The 16,407-nt window shown below is 56.2% G+C and carries 16 protein-coding genes and 2 pseudogenes; 10 read left to right on the forward strand and 8 right to left on the reverse strand.

Annotation, left to right across the window (positions count from 1 at the left end; translation table 11 throughout):
* Nucleotides 1-551: DUF535 family protein (locus tag ACKLKD_RS10645; RefSeq protein WP_420061969.1), on the reverse strand; the 551-nt coding region annotated here is incomplete at its 3' end.
* A 157-nt stretch (nt 552-708) separates the two neighbouring features.
* On the opposite strand from ACKLKD_RS10645, the gene pphA reads away from it, so the two are divergent.
* Nucleotides 709-1,362 carry a protein-serine/threonine phosphatase gene (gene pphA, locus ACKLKD_RS10650; RefSeq protein WP_025711082.1) on the forward strand — a complete coding sequence of 218 codons (654 nt, stop codon included), beginning with the start codon at nt 709-711 and terminating at the stop codon, nt 1,360-1,362.
* On the opposite strand, the gene ACKLKD_RS10655 is transcribed toward pphA, so the two are convergent.
* The 5 genes from ACKLKD_RS10655 to yebS form a co-directional block, all read right to left on the reverse strand.
* Nucleotides 1,359-1,550 carry a YebW family protein gene (locus ACKLKD_RS10655; protein WP_025711081.1) on the reverse strand — a complete coding sequence of 64 codons (192 nt, stop codon included), beginning with the start codon at nt 1,548-1,550 and terminating at the stop codon, nt 1,359-1,361. The two genes, pphA and ACKLKD_RS10655, sit on opposite strands and share 4 nt — an antisense overlap.
* A gap of 97 nt (nt 1,551-1,647) precedes the next feature.
* Nucleotides 1,648-1,887 carry a YebV family protein gene (locus ACKLKD_RS10660; RefSeq protein WP_025711080.1) on the reverse strand — a complete coding sequence of 80 codons (240 nt, stop codon included), beginning with the start codon at nt 1,885-1,887 and terminating at the stop codon, nt 1,648-1,650.
* Between the two features lie 115 nt (nt 1,888-2,002).
* Entirely contained in the window at nt 2,003-3,436 is a 1,434-nt protein-coding gene (gene rsmF, locus ACKLKD_RS10665) for a 16S rRNA (cytosine(1407)-C(5))-methyltransferase RsmF (RefSeq protein WP_025711079.1), read from the reverse strand.
* A gap of 125 nt (nt 3,437-3,561) precedes the next feature.
* Complete coding sequence (locus ACKLKD_RS10670; protein ID WP_025711078.1) at nt 3,562-6,195, reverse strand: PqiB family protein; 2,634 nt, start codon at nt 6,193-6,195, stop codon at nt 3,562-3,564.
* Nucleotides 6,164-7,447, reverse strand: a complete 1,284-nt coding sequence (gene yebS, locus ACKLKD_RS10675) for a membrane integrity lipid transport subunit YebS (protein WP_025711077.1) — start codon at nt 7,445-7,447, stop codon at nt 6,164-6,166. Before yebS ends, ACKLKD_RS10670 begins: the two co-directional genes overlap by 32 nt.
* A 132-nt stretch (nt 7,448-7,579) precedes the next feature.
* Here yebS and ACKLKD_RS10680 point away from each other — a divergent pair.
* From ACKLKD_RS10680 to htpX, 4 genes and pseudogenes are all read left to right on the forward strand, one after another.
* Nucleotides 7,580-8,093 (forward strand): annotated as a pseudogene (locus tag ACKLKD_RS10680) (GAF domain-containing protein).
* A gap of 81 nt (nt 8,094-8,174) precedes the next feature.
* A complete protein-coding gene (proQ, locus tag ACKLKD_RS10685; protein ID WP_025711075.1) occupies nt 8,175-8,852 on the forward strand; it encodes an RNA chaperone ProQ in 678 nt (225 codons plus the stop codon).
* 19 nt (nt 8,853-8,871) lie between these two features.
* A complete protein-coding gene (gene prc / locus ACKLKD_RS10690) occupies nt 8,872-10,920 on the forward strand; it encodes a carboxy terminal-processing peptidase (RefSeq protein WP_080896664.1) in 2,049 nt (682 codons plus the stop codon).
* Nucleotides 10,921-11,155: 235 nt separating this feature from the next.
* Complete coding sequence (gene htpX / locus ACKLKD_RS10695; protein ID WP_004203371.1) at nt 11,156-12,040, forward strand: protease HtpX; 885 nt, start codon at nt 11,156-11,158, stop codon at nt 12,038-12,040.
* A 65-nt stretch (nt 12,041-12,105) separates the two neighbouring features.
* On the opposite strand, the gene ACKLKD_RS10700 is transcribed toward htpX, so the two are convergent.
* Nucleotides 12,106-13,476 carry an MFS transporter gene (locus tag ACKLKD_RS10700; RefSeq protein ID WP_087804700.1) on the reverse strand — a complete coding sequence of 457 codons (1,371 nt, stop codon included), beginning with the start codon at nt 13,474-13,476 and terminating at the stop codon, nt 12,106-12,108.
* Nucleotides 13,477-13,653: 177 nt separating this feature from the next.
* On the opposite strand from ACKLKD_RS10700, the gene kdgR reads away from it, so the two are divergent.
* The gene (kdgR, locus tag ACKLKD_RS10705) at nt 13,654-14,445 is read left to right on the forward strand and encodes a DNA-binding transcriptional regulator KdgR (RefSeq protein ID WP_025711073.1); all 792 of its coding nucleotides are present in this window, start codon (nt 13,654-13,656) and stop codon (nt 14,443-14,445) included.
* Nucleotides 14,446-14,503: 58 nt separating this feature from the next.
* On the opposite strand, the gene ACKLKD_RS10710 is transcribed toward kdgR, so the two are convergent.
* Nucleotides 14,504-14,743 (reverse strand): YobH family protein, encoded by a 240-nt coding sequence (locus tag ACKLKD_RS10710; RefSeq protein ID WP_023290223.1) that lies wholly within the window; start codon nt 14,741-14,743, stop codon nt 14,504-14,506.
* Nucleotides 14,744-14,902: 159 nt separating this feature from the next.
* On the opposite strand from ACKLKD_RS10710, the gene mgrB reads away from it, so the two are divergent.
* The 4 genes and pseudogenes from mgrB to cspE all read left to right on the forward strand — a co-directional run bounded on the left by mgrB (nt 14,903) and on the right by cspE (nt 16,367).
* Nucleotides 14,903-15,046, forward strand: coding sequence for a PhoP/PhoQ regulator MgrB (mgrB, locus tag ACKLKD_RS10715; protein WP_002911375.1), 144 nt, complete (start codon nt 14,903-14,905; stop codon nt 15,044-15,046).
* Between the two features lie 74 nt (nt 15,047-15,120).
* Complete coding sequence (locus tag ACKLKD_RS10720; RefSeq protein ID WP_025711072.1) at nt 15,121-15,411, forward strand: YebO family protein; 291 nt, start codon at nt 15,121-15,123, stop codon at nt 15,409-15,411.
* A 589-nt stretch (nt 15,412-16,000) separates the two neighbouring features.
* Nucleotides 16,001-16,072 (forward strand): annotated as a pseudogene (locus ACKLKD_RS10725) (DUF2627 domain-containing protein); the annotation flags it as partial.
* Between the two features lie 85 nt (nt 16,073-16,157).
* Entirely contained in the window at nt 16,158-16,367 is a 210-nt protein-coding gene (gene cspE / locus ACKLKD_RS10730) for a transcription antiterminator/RNA stability regulator CspE (RefSeq protein WP_001062678.1), read from the forward strand.
* Nucleotides 16,368-16,407 lie beyond the last annotated feature (40 nt).

Consider the following 16,407-nt stretch of genomic DNA (forward strand, 5'->3'; position numbering starts at 1 on the left):
ATTAATTGCCAGGCTTCGCCATCCCAGGTTACACTGAAGGTGGCACTGGCTAACAGGGTGTGGTTGCTGTCGCGTAACCACAGCGTGGTTTCTCCCTCTCGCTCCGCTTTCCCCGCCGAGGAGGCGGAGAGGGTGAACTGGCTGTCATCTTTGCCATCCAGCGTTAGCAGCGAGACCTCATTGACCGCGGTCATGGCATGCGCCAGTAGCGACTCCTGCAGCGTGTCGATGTAGCGATAATGACTTATCACCGCCATTGCCCGTTGCCAGGCGTTGAGATCGCGGGTCAGATACTGACGGTGTACTTTCCCCGGCAGCGTTGCCTGCGCAGCCAGCAGCTGATTAAAATCGTCCCGGGCGCTAAGTGCCTCCAGCATCGCTCTGGTCGGGCTATAAAATAATACGGTACGTAGCAAGAACTTTAAGCGATAATTTTTCTGCCGCCAGATAGGTGCAGGTGTTAATCTGCCCATCACCAGATCGGCAATAAGATGCGAGCGCGGCGCAAGCACGCTGGATGAATGCAGGCTATTGTCTGTCACGATAAACACCTCGTTGTTATTTCCTCCTATTTTAAAACGAGCCTCTGGCAAGCTTAATCACCTGACCGACTATATTTGCCGTTTGTTTAAAATCGATTGAAGTGAAAATAAAAAATCGGCGGACCTGAGCTGGAATTACCTATAATTACCGCAGAGAGGTAATGATATGTATCAACGTATTAATGGCAGTGACTGGCGTAATATCTGGCTAATGGGCGATCTGCACGGCTGCTTTGCGCTGCTGATGGGCCGCCTGCGTCAGCTGCGCTTTGACCCCTGGGCCGACCTGCTGATCTCGGTGGGCGATCTGATCGATCGTGGGCCACAGAGCGCGGAGTGTCTCGCCCTGGTGCGCTGTCGTTGGTTCAGGGCCGTGCGGGGAAATCATGAACAAATGGCGCTGGAGGCACTGGAGAGCGGGGATATGGCGCTCTGGCAGATGAACGGCGGCGACTGGTACGCTCGAAGCCATGCACAGCAGCGGGCCGACGTTGACCGGCTGCTGTGGCGTTGTCAGCAGCTGCCGTTGATTATTGAAGTTGAGTGCGCAAACGTGAGGCATGTGATCGCTCATGCCGATTATCCGGCGCCGGTCTATCACTGGCAGCAGCCGGTGGATCCCAAGCGGGTATTATGGAGCCGCCACCGCCTGAGCGAACATCTGGCGGGGCGTCATGGCGCAATCGCCGGGGCTGACCATTTCTGGTTTGGTCATACGCCGCTTCAGGCGCGTTATGACCACGATAACCAACACTATATTGACACGGGCGCCGTGTTTGGTGGGGCGCTGACGCTGGTGGCGCTGCAGTCGGCAGGCTAAAAATCGCTATATTCGCTGGCGGGCTGCCAGAAGCCGTCAATAAAATCTTCGATCGGGTAGCAGCCGCCGTGACGGATCCGCTGATCTTCCATCGCCACTATGCACTGCGTTTCCTCGCGGTAGACGTCAACCACAATGTCCTCGCAGCCGCCATCCAGATAGCAAATAAACAACACTAAGGCAAACATCCTGGCCTCATGCTCGGGTTCACATACTATTTAGTGTAGGGGATGACGGCGGGACGGGGAAATAAATAACCCGTCTCAGGCGACGGGTTCATTGGTGTCAGGCTAGGCGCATGACCCAGGCATCGGACTGGCGGTCGTAATGTTTACGGTAGAGGACGGAATGTTCGCCATTGAGAATGGCGGGAACGCTGGTATCGGCATCCCAGGCGTCAAGTTGCATACATAAATCTGGATCGGATTTGCAGGGAATGCTTAACGTTCGCTCACCCTGATGGTCACCGTGCAGTTCGGCATCGTCTATCTCAAACGCGCCGATGCGGACATTGGTTTTACTCATCGCTTCACCCCATTTTTCAGCTGAGTTGTGGTACGACCAGTTGCGGCCGTCATTTTTCAGCGTAGTCAATGGGGCGAAAACCGCCAGTCAAAAAGTGCGCATTTTCTGCGCGACGTCACACCTTGCCGGCAAAAAGTTTTCCGTCGCGCACCAGCTCTCGCGGATAGCTGTTCTTCAGACGAGAACCAACCCGCTTGGCCAGGCCCAGCGGGACGCCCTGGAAGGTCACAATGGTTTCATCCTGCTGCGGCGGGGTCTGCGGATAGACATCGCGCCCGCGATACCACTCCTCCGCTTCCCCCAGCGTCAGCTCGAAGGCGTGCTGAGGGGCGGCAAAGGCGATAATCGCCTCATGCTGCCAGCGGTAGCCTTTATTGTGCAGCTCCGCCAGGCGCACGCCGATGCGAGAAAAACGCACCTTGCCAAACAGAGGTTCCATGGACTGCGGAAACAGCCACAGCTCTTTATCCCGCTGCCACAGCGTATGGCTTGCATCCCATTCCAGCCCAACGGTCCTGGCAGCGGCGGTCGCCGCGGCGGCTTCCCGTCCCTTCAGTGGTACAAACGGGAATTTACCGACCTTATAACCTGGCGCCGGGAGCGGATCGATCGCCGCTGTCTTGCGCAGGCGAGCAACAAAGAAGCCTTCGCAATCGTAGATCTGTGGGAACACGTGCAGAAATCCTTCTGCGGTTAAAGCATCGGCCGCGCCGGAAAACAGATCTCCCAGCGGCAGGATCTCCACCGCCTGTGGGTAGCGGGACAGCAGCCACTGAATGACCGACTGATTTTCCTCGCGGTTCAGGGTGCAGGTGGAATACACCAGCGTCCCGCCAGGGCGCAGGGCATGGAAGGCGCTGTCGATAAGCTCGCGCTGGGTGGCGGCGATGTCGAGGTTGCTCTCCGGCGACCAGTTTTTCAGCGCGTCAGCGTCTTTACGTACCACGCCTTCGCCGGAGCAGGGAGCATCAAGCAGGATGGCGTCGAAGGTTTCGGGCAAGGCCGCGCCGAAAACCCGGCCGTCGAAGTGGGTCAGCGCGACGTTGCTGATGCCGCAGCGGCTGATGTTGGCATGCAGCACCTTTACCCGGCTGGCAGAGAACTCATTAGCCAGGATGCCGCCCGCGTTACCCATTCGGGCGGCAATCTGGGTGGTTTTCGACCCCGGCGCGGCGGCAACGTCCATCACCCGTTCGGGCTGCCGGTTATCAGCGAACAGGGCGGCGACCGGTAGCATCGAGCTGGCTTCCTGAATATAGAACAGCCCGCTGAGATGTTCGGCGGTGCTGCCCAGCGGCAGAGCATCGTCGTTGTCCCGCTCGATCCAGAATCCTTCTGCGCACCAGGGAACCGGCGTCAGCTGCCAGCCATACGGGGCGACCAGAGAGAGGAAATCGTCGACGCTGATTTTCAGCGTATTGACGCGAATACTGCGGCGTAGCGGGCGCTGGCAGGCGGCGATAAAGTCGTCGAACGAGAGATGCGCAGGCATGGCCGCGCGCATTTGAGCGAGAAACGCTTCAGGGAAATAGACAGTATTTTCAGCCACAGGCAGCGCACCACAGAAAAAAAGGGTGCGCAGTTTAGCATAAACGCCCCGGCGCGGGACACCGGGGCGTGCGGTTTGTCATCTTCCCGCCCCGGTGTTTTCCGCGGCGGGAGAAGGGGGGAGGGCTACTGCGGCAGGGCGGTGCCCCATTCCCGCCACTCTTTCGGCTCGCTCTCCTGCAGCAGGAAGTGCTTGCCATCCTGGGCTTTCGGCGCCAGCGGCGTCCCCGGCGGTGTGGCAAAGGCGATCCCCCCGCGGATAAACTGATTGAAGGTGCCGGTTTTCACTACCCCGCCAATCAGACCGAAATCGAGGCTGTAACCCGAGGCCAGCCAGAATACCGAGTTATTGCGCACCAGATACTGGTAACGCTTGCTGATACGCAATTTCACCATCACCCGGTCGGACATCGAGCCCAGCGACAGGCCGGTGACGGTCCCCACTTCCAGCCCGCGGAACAGCACCGGCGTACCGATGCCGAGCGACCCGGCTTCTGGGGCTTCCACCACGATGTTCAGACCGTCGATATAGCGCGAGTCGCTGATCGTCGTATCCTGGATCTCAAAGTCCCGTCGCGCCGGGCCGCGACCGGGTTCCACGTTAATATAGGACTGGAACAGGGTGTCCAGGTGCTCCACGCCCGCAGCGGAGATTTGCGGCGTGATCACTGAGAAGCGGGTCCCGGCACGGGCGAAGGTGCCGACGTATTCCGGATAGAGCACCGCTTTCGCCTGTACCTCGTTTTTGGCGGTGATCAGCTCCAGCGACTGGATCTGACCGATATCAATGCCAAGGTAACGAATCGGCATCCCGGTCGCCATTTTCCCGGCGTCGAACGCATGCAGGGTGATCTGGCCGCCCACCGCGCGCGCCGCCGTTTCCGAGGCGTAAAGGATACGTTTGTTGTTCAACCGCGCGTTGGCGCTGCTGCCGTTGAGGTTATCAAAACTGATGGCCCCTTTAATGGCGCGGGCCAGCGGCGAGGCCTGCACGGTGAGTCCATTGCCGTCAAGTTTGACCTTCGCACCGCCTTCCGCCCAGAAGACGCTGTTGTTGGTCAGCAGATAGCGGTACTCCGGCTTGATATGCAGATCGATATCGAAAGCATCCCTGCGTGGTTTGACAGCGATGATCTCGCCGACGGCGAATTTACGATACAGCACCACCGAACCGGCCTGAACGTCAGGCAGCGTTTCGGCAGTCAGGCTTAACGTGGTAGTCGGCACTTCGCTGAGGCTGTTTTCCTGCGCCTTTTCGAGGTTAGCGTACAGCGGATAACTGCTCTGCATTTCGCCTTTTTCACCCGGGATCACGCGTATCCCGCCATTCACCCACTCGCTGGCGCTGGCGCCCAGCACCTGCACACCGTCAAGCCCCACTTTGACATCCAGACGACTGTTAACCACAAACTTGCTGTCGCCGCGGATGAGATCGCGGTACTCCGGGGCTATGGCCACCTGGAAAGTTACCCCTTTAGCCGTCAGTTTGCGCTCCAGCACCTGGCCGACTTTTACGCCGTGCAGCACCAGCGGCTGACCGCCGTCGATGCCGTAGCTCTCCGGCGCCGAAAGCGTGACAGTGGCGACGTTGGGCTCATCCAGCAGCGCTTTATCCGCCGGCATCACCGAGAAATGATTGCGCGGTTCGCCTTCGCCGGGCACCAGCTCAAAGGTATTACCGGTGAGCAGGGCGCTGACGCTGGGGTTGTCGAGGGAGAGCTTCGGCTTCTTCATCTGAATCAACGTGTTCTCCCGCAGCAGCGTCACCACGCTCGGGTCGACGGTCATCTCGCCGGTAACTTTGCCGCCGGGATTAAGATTCAGTTTGCTCAACTGACCGACTTCCAGCCCCTGATACATCAGCGGCGTCGAGCCCGCTTTCAGGCCATCGCCGTCAGGCAGATCCAACGTGACCACCACGCCACGCTGGCTGTGCGCCAGGTCTTCGTACAGGTGATAGTCATCATTTTGCGAGGCGACCTGCGAGTCGGCGGGGGAGTCAAAGGCGATAGCGCCATTCACCAGCGCGGACAGGTTCTCCAGCTGCACTTTGGCCCCGCTCAGGCCGACGTCGGCCTTGACGCCGGAGACGTTCCAGAAGCGGCTGCCTTTTTTCACCAGGTTGGTAAACCGGCGCTCGATCAGCACATCAATGGTCACTCCCTGGTTATTGGCATTCAGGGTGTAGTCATACACCCGCCCGACCGGGATCTTGCGGAAGTAGACCAGCGAGCCACTGTTCAGGGAGCCAAGATCCGGCGCCTGCAGATGGATCATCAGCTCGCCGTTGTTGATGCGGTATTTGGGCTGGGTGTCGAGGGCGACAAAGTGATCTTCGGGCTCACCTTTTCCCGGCATCATGCCAATGTAGTTCCCGCCCACCAGCGCATCGAGGCCCGATACGCCAGCCAGTGAGGCTTTCGGCGTGACCAGCCAGAACTGGGTCTCTTTGCGCAGCGCATCTTTCATATCGCGCTTGATGCTGGCGGAAACCTCAATCTTACTCAGGTCTTTGCTGAGACTGATATCCTGCACCGTGCCGACTTCCACCCCCTGATAGCGGATCGGCGTCCGCCCCGGCACGATGCCGTTAGCGGACTGAAAATCGATAGTAATCGTCGATCCGCGATCGTCAAAGCTGGTCCAGATAAGCCAGGCGGCAATCAGCAGCGCGATGACCGGCAGCAGCCAGAATGGCGAGATACGGCGTTTGGTTTTTATTCTGGCTTCAGTCTGCGAAGCGGGCGTTTCCTGACTCATGTGCGTCCCAAAGTAAGCGGCTGTCCAGCCATTCAACTGCAAGAATAGTTAAAATTACCGCGCCGCCGAAGTAAACCGCCGCCGGCCCCATGGTGAAGGCGAGGAGCTGATCGCGATTTATTAGCGACATGGTGAGTGAAATAACAAACAGATCCAGCATCGACCAACGGCCAATCCAGGTGATCAACCGCAGCAGCAGGATGCGGGTGCGCAGGCCCTGCTCGCACTTGAATTGTATGCTGACCAGCAGGGTAAATAACACTATAACTTTGGTGAATGGTACTAAAATACTGGCGATGAACACCACGCCGGCAATAGCGACATTGCTGCTGGCCAGGGAGATAATCCCGGAAAGGATGGTGTCGTCCTGACGCGCGCCGTTGACGTAGATGATGGAGATGGGCAGCAGGTTGGCCGGTAAGAGGAAAATCAACGAGGCAATCAGCGCCGCCCAGCTGCGCTGCAGGCTCTGCGGCCGGCGATGATGCAGCGACGTGTGGCAGCGTCGGCAGCGGCCACGCGCGTCGCGGTAGCCGGTGTAGTGGCAGCCGGTACATACCTGGAGATTATTATCGGCGCGGGTCGCCGGGCGTTCCGGGTAGAAACGCTCCCACAGCTCTTCGACGTTCATATGGATAAGCGTCAGGATGCTCAACAGTGTCAGGGAGATAAACGCCACCAGACCGATGCCCGGCTGTAGAAAAGCGTAATCCTGCACTTTGATCGAGGCGACGCCGATGCCCACCAGATAGATATCCAGCATCACCCACTCTTTGAGCTTGCCGAGCATCAATAGCACCGGGCGCAGGTTCATTCCCAGCACGTTGCCCAGCCACAGATAGCAGATGGAGACCACCAGCAGCACCGGCGCGACCACGGCGCAAAACAGCACCATCGCGGCGGTAATGGGGTCGCCCTGCGCGGTCATCTGCCAGATCCCCTGCAGGACGTTGGCATCGATGCGCATCCCCAGCAGGTGCAGGCGCAGCAGAGGTTCGGACCAGGCAAAAGGCATTAACAACAGCATTGCGAGTGCCATGCTGCCCAGACGTGTGAGCGACCAGTCGCGGCCATCTCGCACCTTTGCGTGACAGCGTGGGCACCAGGCGCTTTGGTTGCGTTTGAGCACCGGGAGGCGAAAGAGCATGTCACACTGGGCACAGCGTTGGTAATGCGTATAGGGAAGGGGTGTGCTGACAGCATGCACAACCATCTTATTCGCAGGTTTCAGGGTAGTTGTTTTTATCGGCATTTATTACGTACAGGAATGAATGTATCTAACTATCTTAACCTATGAATGAATTCATCTTGAGCCCAAGCGCATTTAATGCTTATTTTAGTAGGCTGTACGTATCAGGCAGTAAGACAACCAAGTGAAGATATAATGAGCAAAACAGAATTTTACGCGGATCTGAACCGCGATTTCCAGGCATTAATGGCAGGTGAAACCAGTTTTCTGGCGATGATCGCCAATACCAGCGCGCTGTTGTTTGAGCGGCTGACAGAGGTCAACTGGGCCGGTTTTTATCTTCTGGAAGGCGATACCCTGGTGCTGGGGCCGTTCCAGGGCAAACTGGCCTGTGTGCGGATCCCGGTCGGGCGCGGCGTGTGCGGCGCGGCGGTGGCGCAAGGCCAGGTCCAGCGCGTCGAGGATGTCCACGCCTTTGACGGCCACATTGCCTGCGATGCCGCCAGTAATTCGGAAATTGTCTTCCCTCTGCGGGTGAACGACCAGATTATCGGCGTGCTGGATATCGACAGTCCGGTGTACAACCGCTTCACTGCTGAAGATGAGCAGGGGTTGCGCACGCTGGTCGGGCAACTGGAAAAACTTATCGCAGCCACTGATTATCAAAAAATCTTTACCCGTGTCGTGGGATAATCAACGGATAACGTAGCATTTAGCGAGGACGTCATTATAATGTCGCCTGTTCATGCCTGCGGCTTGTTGGCTACGTCCGTTGTAATCAGGAAATTTCATGGAAAATCAACCTAAGTTGAATAGCAGTAAAGAAGTTATCGCCTTTCTGGCCGAACGTTTCCCGCAGTGCTTTAGCGCTGAAGGTGAAGCGCGCCCCCTGAAAATCGGAATTTTTCAGGATCTCGTTGAGCGAGTGGGTGGTGAGATGAATCTCAGCAAAACCCAGCTTCGCGCTGCATTACGTCTCTACACGTCCAGCTGGCGCTATCTGTACGGTGTAAAAGCCGGCGCAATCCGCGTCGATCTCGACGGCAACCCATGCGGCGAACTGGAAGAACAGCACATTGCCCATGCGCGTCAGCAACTGGAAGAAGCGAAAGCTCGCGTTCAGGTGCAGCGCGCTGCCCAGCAGGCGAAAAAACGCGAAGCCGCCGCGGCCGCAGGCCAGCAGGATGAAGGGGTTCGCCGCGAGCGTAAACCGCGTCCTCAGCAGCCGCGTCGTAAAGAAGGTGCTGAACAGCGTAAACCGCGTCCTGTTGCGGCCAAAGCCCCACGTGAAGAGCGTCATACTCCGGTATCGGATGTTTCCGTTCTGACCGTCGGCCAGGCGCTGAAGGTGAAAGCAGGCAATAACGCAATGGACGCCACCGTTCTGGAAATCACCAAAGATGGCGTTCGTGTACAGCTGACTTCTGGTATGTCAATGATTGTACGCGCAGAACACCTGGTGTTCTGAAACGGAGGCCGGGCCAGGCATGAACACATTTTTTAAAATCACCGCGCTTGCGGGCCTGCTGACACTAGCAGGCCATGCTTTTGCCGTTGATGACATAACCCGCGCAGATCAAATCCCCGTGCTGAAAGAAGAGCCGCAGCACGCGACGGTAAGCGAGCGCGTGACATCGCGCTTTACCCGCTCTCATTACCGTCAGTTCGATCTCGACAATGCCTTCTCGGCAAAGATTTTTGACCGTTATCTGAACCTGCTGGATTACAGCCACAATGTGCTGCTGGCCAGCGATGTAGCGAAGTTTGCGGCCAAAAAAGACCAAATCGGCGACGAACTGCGCACCGGGAAACTGGACGTCTTCTACGACCTCTACAACCTGGGGCAGCAGCGCCGCTTCGAACGCTATCAGTATGCGCTGAAGGTGCTGGAACGTCCGATGGACTTTACCGGCAACGACAATTTCAATCTTGACCGTTCCAAAGCGCCGTGGCCAAAAGACGAGGCCGAGCTGAATAAGCTGTGGGACGCTAAGGTTAAGTTTGACCAGCTAAGTCTGAAGCTGGCGGGTAAAGACGATAAAGAGATCCGCGACACGTTAACCCGTCGCTATAAGTTTGCGATCCGTCGTCTGGCGCAAACCAACAGTGAAGATGTCTTCTCGCTGGCGATGACCGCCTTCGCTCGCGAAATCGACCCGCACACCAACTACCTGTCGCCGCGCAATACCGAGCAGTTCAATACCGAGATGAGCCTCTCTCTTGAGGGGATCGGCGCCGTGCTGCAGATGGATGATGACTACACCGTCATTAATTCGCTGGTGGCGGGCGGTCCGGCCGCGAAGAGCAAAGCCATCAGCGTCGGCGATCGCATCGTTGGCGTTGGCCAGACCGGGAAGCCGATGGTCGATGTTATCGGCTGGCGTCTGGATGACGTTGTCGCGCTGATTAAAGGGCCGAAGGGCAGCAAAGTGCGCCTTGAGATCCTGCCAGCCGGTAAAGGGGCCAAGACGCGTATCGTCACCCTGACCCGCGAACGCATCCGTCTGGAAGATCGCGCGGTGAAGATGTCGGTGAAAACCGTCGGTAAAGAAAAAGTCGGCGTGCTGGATATTCCGGGCTTTTACGTTGGCCTGACCGATGACGTGAAAGTACAGCTGCAGAAGCTGGAAAAACAGAACGTCAGCAGCATCGTCATTGACCTGCGCAGCAACGGCGGCGGGGCGCTGACCGAGGCGGTATCGCTCTCGGGGCTGTTTATTCCGTCCGGCCCGGTGGTGCAGGTGCGGGATAACAATGGCAAGGTGCGCGAAGACAGCGATAACGATGGCGTGGTCTATTACAAAGGGCCGCTGGTGGTGCTGGTTGACCGCTTTAGCGCCTCGGCGTCTGAAATCTTCGCCGCGGCGATGCAGGATTATGGCCGCGCGCTGATCGTTGGCGAACCGACCTTTGGTAAAGGGACTGTACAGCAGTATCGCTCGTTGAATCGTATCTACGATCAGATGCTGCGTCCGGACTGGCCGGCGTTAGGCTCTGTCCAGTACACCATCCAGAAGTTCTACCGGATTAACGGCGGCAGTACCCAGCGCAAAGGCGTGACGCCGGATATCATGATGCCCACCGGGAATGAAGATCGCGAAACCGGCGAGCAGTATGAAGACAACGCTCTGCCGTGGGACAGTATCAATGCGGCCACCTATGTGAAGTCCGGGGATCTGACCCCGTTTGGACCGGAGCTGCTCAAGCGCCACGACGAGCGCATTGCACAGGATCCGGAGTTCCAGTACATCATGAAGGATATTGCCCGTTATAACGCGATGAAAGACAAGCGTAACATCGTCTCTCTGAACTACGCCCAGCGTGAGAAAGAGAACGAAGAGGATGATGCGATTCGTCTGGCGCGGATTAACGATCGCCTGAAACGCGAAGGCAAGCCGCCATTGAAAAAACTGGACGATCTGCCGAAGGATTATCAGGAACCGGACCCGTATCTTGATGAAACGGTCCACATCGCGGTCGACCTGGCGCATCTTGAAAAAGCGCGCCCGGCAGTGGAACCGCCGGCCAGTAAATAAGTCACTAACGGGCACCTCAGAAGGTGCCCGTTTTTTTTGCGCGCTTTGTCATCGCCATTCAGCTCAGCTAACAAAATGTCAACCTGATCAGCCGCTGTCAGCAAGATGCTACAAAATGTAAAGTTGTGTTTTTATCGTGACTTAGCGGGGGTTGATGGTTGAAAATTGCAGCCTGACCCATACGATGTGGGTAATCGCATAGTGCGTTTTGTTAAATTGAGGTAAAAAGAAAATTATGATGCGAATCGCGCTTTTCCTGCTGACGAACCTGGCAGTGATGGTTGTGTTCGGGCTGGTGTTAAGCCTCACGGGGATCCAGTCCAGCAGCATGACCGGTCTTCTGATTATGGCCCTGCTGTTCGGCTTCGGTGGTTCTATCGTTTCGCTGATGATGTCGAAGTGGATGGCGCTGAAGTCTGTGGGTGGGGAAGTGATCGAGCAGCCGCGCAACGAAACGGAACGCTGGCTGATGAACACCGTTGCACAACAGGCGCAGCAGGCGGGTATTGCCATGCCGCAGGTGGCTATTTATCACGCGCCGGATATCAATGCCTTCGCCACCGGCGCGCGTCGCGACGCCTCGCTGGTCGCCGTCAGCACCGGGCTGTTACAAAACATGAGCCGTGATGAAGCGGAAGCGGTAATTGCCCATGAGATCAGCCATATTGCCAATGGCGACATGGTGACCATGACGCTGATTCAGGGGGTAGTGAACACCTTCGTTATCTTTATTTCGCGGGTAATCGCGCAGATTGCGGCCGGTTTCCTCGGCGGCAACCGGGAAGATGAAGGGGAGAGCAGCAATGGTAACCCGCTGATCTACTTCGCCGTTGCCACGGTGCTGGAGCTGGTGTTCGGTATTCTGGCGAGCATTATCACCATGTGGTTCTCGCGTTACCGTGAGTTCCATGCCGATGCCGGCTCGGCGCGTCTGGTGGGCCGCGAAAAGATGATTGCTGCCCTGCAGCGTCTGAAAACCAGCTATGAGCCGCAGGAAGCCAGCAGCATGATGGCGTTCTGCATCAACGGTAAAGCGAAATCCATGAGCGAGCTGTTTATGACTCACCCGCCGCTGGATAAGCGTATTGAAGCCCTGCGTAGCGGTGAATATCTGAAGTAATTCGTCATCTGACGCTGAAAACAAAAATCCGCAGCCCGCACGCTGCGGATTTTTTTTGCTGCCCGTCAGGCGGCGCGCGGCTGGGTCACGCGCAGACCGCTAATCAGTGCGGCAACGGTAGCCAGGATACCGGCCAGCAGCAGGGCGGTGTGGGTACCGCTGTTGCCGAGCAGGTTGAACAGCAGCGCGACCAGCGCCGCGCCGGTGCTCTGGCCGAGCAGGCGAGCGGTGCCCAGCATACCGCTGGCGCCGCCGCTACGATGGCTCGGAGCCGAGGCAACGATGGTATGGTTGTTTGGCGACTGAAACAGCCCGAAGCCGGCGCCGCACAGTGCCATGCGCCAGATGATATCCAGATCGGAAGGCGCCGACGGCAGCAGCGCCAGGCCGAACAGACCGCAGGCCATAATCAATAGACCGATGGCCCCCAGCAGCCCCGCGTGGCACTTCTCAATCAAATAGCAAGCCAGCGGCGCCATTACCATGGTCGCCAGCGGCCACGGCGTCAGCAGCAGACCGGTCTCCACTTCGCTGCGTCCCATCATCGACTGCAGGAAAAAGGGCAAGGAGACCATCGCCAGCATCTGCGCGCAGAAGGAGCAGATGGAGGTACAGATAGAAAGGGAGAACAGCGGGATGCGCAGCAGGTCGACCGGCAGCAGCGGGACGGGCATTTTGAGCTGGCGGCGAACGAAGAAAAAGCCCACCACCAGCATGGCCGCCACCTCCGCCAGCACCAGCTGCGTGGACTGCCCCTGGGCGAAACCGCTCAGGGCGGTGATCAGCAGCCCGAAGGTGAGGGCGTTCATGATGGCGCTCGGCAGATCGAAGCGCATGATTTTGCTGCGGGCGCTGTTGGGCGGCAGAAAGCGCATCGCCAGGACAAAAGCGACGATCCCGAGCGGGACGTTAATTAAAAACAGCCATTGCCATGAGGCAAGGGAGAGGATCGCCGCGGCGATAGTCGGGCCAGCCGCCGAAGAAACAGCGACCACAAAGGAGTTAATGCCCATGCCGCGACCAAGAAAGCGCTGCGGATAGATCAGGCGGATCAGCGCGGTGTTCACGCTCATCAGCGCGGCGCCGCCCAGCCCCTGAGCGACGCGGGCGAAGGTCAGCATTTCGAGGCTGCGCGACAGGGCGCAGGCCAGCGAGGTAAAGATAAACACCACCAGGCCTATCTTATAGATGCGACGATAGCCGACCATGTCGCCGAGAAAGGAGAGCGGCAGCAGGGCGATGACAATGGCGATTTGGTAGGCGTTGACGATCCAGATTGACGCCGCCGGTGAGGCGTTGAGATCGCTGGCGATGGTCGGGAGCGCGACGTTGGCGATTGCGCCGTCGAGCACGGCCATGGTCAGCCCAAGCACGATGGTCAGAATGGCGCCATAGCGTTGCGGCAGCGGCACGCCATCGGAAGAGTTTTTATCCATGGTGAATATGAGTCTTAAATGAAACGGTTTTTTGAATGATGAGTTTAGCATTGATTAATCCGCAGCATGTCGCAGATTTGTAACGAAGTGGCAGAAGAATGATTGCGGCCCAGGGGCGGCGAATTTATAATAAAAACCGGTTCTAAATTTTATAAAACAGTTACGACGAGGTGATAAATGGCAGGTGCAGATTTGGATAAACAGCCAGATTCTGTCTCTTCAGTATTGAAGGTTTTTGGTATCCTGCAGGCGCTGGGTGAAGAGCGTGAAATTGGCATTACCGAACTGTCCCAGCGCGTCATGATGTCAAAAAGCACCGTTTATCGCTTTTTACAGACCATGAAATCACTGGGCTATGTAGCACAGGAAGGGGAGTCTGAGAAATACTCCCTCACCCTCAAGCTGTTCGAGCTTGGCGCACGCGCGCTGCAGAACGTCGACCTGGTGCGCAGCGCGGATATTCAGATGCGCGAACTCTCGCGACTGACGAAAGAGACTATCCACCTCGGCGCGCTGGATGAAGACAGTATCGTCTACATTCACAAGATTGACTCGATGTACAACCTGCGGATGTATTCGCGTATTGGCCGCCGTAACCCGCTGTACAGCACCGCGATCGGCAAAGTGCTGCTGGCCTGGCGCGATCGCAGCGAAGTGGAGCAGATCCTCGAGGGCGTGGAGTATAAGCGCAGCACCGAGCGGACGATCACCAGCACGCAGGAGCTGCTGAAGGTACTGGATGGCGTTCGGGAGCAGGGGTACGGCGAAGATAACGAAGAGCAGGAAGAGGGGTTGCGCTGCATTGGTGTGCCGGTATTCGACCGTTTCGGCGTGGTCATCGCGGGGCTGAGTATCTCTTTCCCGACGCTACGTTTTTCAGAAGAACGTCTGCATGAATATGTGGCGATGTTGCACCAGGCGGCGCGCAAGATTTCTGAACAAATGGGATATAACGACTACCCGTTCTGACGCGATAGCTTAAGCCTGTGGCGACCGCGATGCTACATCGTGGTCGCCGGGCGCCGTCTTAGCCGTTATCAACCACGGTTGCGCTTTTACGCAGCAGAGGACAGCTGCTGACACCAATTACGCCGCTATTGGAATGAACATAAAGTGCGGTGCTCACACCGCGCGCGGTGAGATATTGGCACTTCAGTCCCAACCCACCCACGTTTTCTTCACTGTGGAATAATACGCCATAGCCGCTTAATAATACGCCAATCCATAAGATAGCCACCACGACAATAGTACGAATGATTAATCGCATTGATGCCTCGTTATTTGTATGATCCTTGCCGTGATTGTGACATGAACACGTTTTGAAACAAGTCGATGATTCCTAAACTTGCCTTTCGTAATACAGTTAGCCGCGGTTTAAGAAGGCCGTGTTATCCTGGCGACATAAAGTACTGATGCGGAGAGTGGAGTGAAAAAATTACGGTGGGTTTTACTGATAGTCATCATAGCAGGCTGCCTGTTGCTGTGGACTCAGATGCTTAACGTAATGTGCGACCAGGATGTACAGTTTTTCAGCGGTATTTGCACTATCAATAAATTTATCCCGTGGTAAGACATTTTTCTGACGACTGATTTCCTTCTGCGGCGTGGGTGGTAGAATGAACGCCTTCTCTTTGAGGTGGTGAAATGAGTGAGTTACTAAATCCTGGGATTTTAAATCTGGCATCGCTGGCCGTATCCGTAGCGCTGCTCCTTGTCGGTCTGTTGTTATGGTTCTTCGTCAACCGCGCCAGTTCGCGGGCGAATGAGCAGATAGAGCTGCTGCAGGCGCTGCTGGATCAGCAAAAGCGGCAGAATGCGCTGTTGCGTCGCCTTTGCGAAGCTAATGCGCCGGAAAAAGAGGACGTGGCTGAGCCGACCGTCGCCGGTAAGGCAAAAGCGGACGATGACTTTATCCGCCTGGTCGCAGAGCGCTAAGAGGCTCGACAGGTGTGCATCATAAGATGCGCACCTGCATGATAGCTGGCAGTAATATCTTATTCTTATTCCATTATTCCTTTCCCCGCGCATTATTTCCTTTTTACATGCTGTAAATAAAGTCAACTCCGTCACGTTTATTGTCGGGTTCGTGACACTGTCATCATTTTTTCATTATTAAGGTGCAGAATTAGCACTATTTTTAGTACAGCAACTAACAGATTTTATTATCACTACACTAACGCGGCTTTAGCGATTTTTCGTCTGCGGTTATAACGAATTATGCGCATCGATATTCACCATTGCGCTTGTGGTGGTGGCAGTATGGCAGTTCGTATACGGACATACCTGGACGAAGCGAAGTTGTTGAGCTATGGTAAAAAAGTTGCAGTAATGAGGCAGTGTCCAGGCGATATTAGCGAAGGCTGTAGCGCCTTGCCAGGGGCGGCAAAGACGCATAAATGTGCAGGCGATCAAATGATTACCTTATAATTTGTGCGAACGATCGAGACACGTTTAAAAATGGCTTGCCATTATTTACGTAGTGTGTGATAACACGTTTCGGGTTAAACGAGGTACAGTTCTGTTTATGTGTGGCATTTTCAGTAAAGAAGTCCTGAGTAAACACGTTGTCGTTGAATACCGCTTCTCTGCCGAACCTTAAATTAGTGCCTCATGCAGTTATGTGTCAGTTTTATCTATGTAAACGCCAGCAGGCGAAGAAAACAGTCTAAGGAATTTTGCAAATGGCAAAGATTAAAGGTCAAGTTAAGTGGTTCAACGAGTCTAAAGGTTTTGGTTTCATTACTCCGGCTGATGGCAGCAAAGATGTGTTCGTACACTTCTCCGCTATCCAGGGTAACGGCTTCAAAACTCTGGCTGAAGGCCAGAACGTTGAGTTCGAAATTCAGGACGGCCAGAAAGGTCCGGCTGCAGTTAACGTAACTGCTATCTGATACAAGACCACTCTTCTTGTATAAAAGCCTCGCTTGCGCG

Origin of the sequence: Klebsiella sp. 10982 (assembly GCF_048589245.1) — a bacterium.
Lineage (GTDB): Bacteria > Pseudomonadota > Gammaproteobacteria > Enterobacterales > Enterobacteriaceae > Klebsiella > Klebsiella quasivariicola.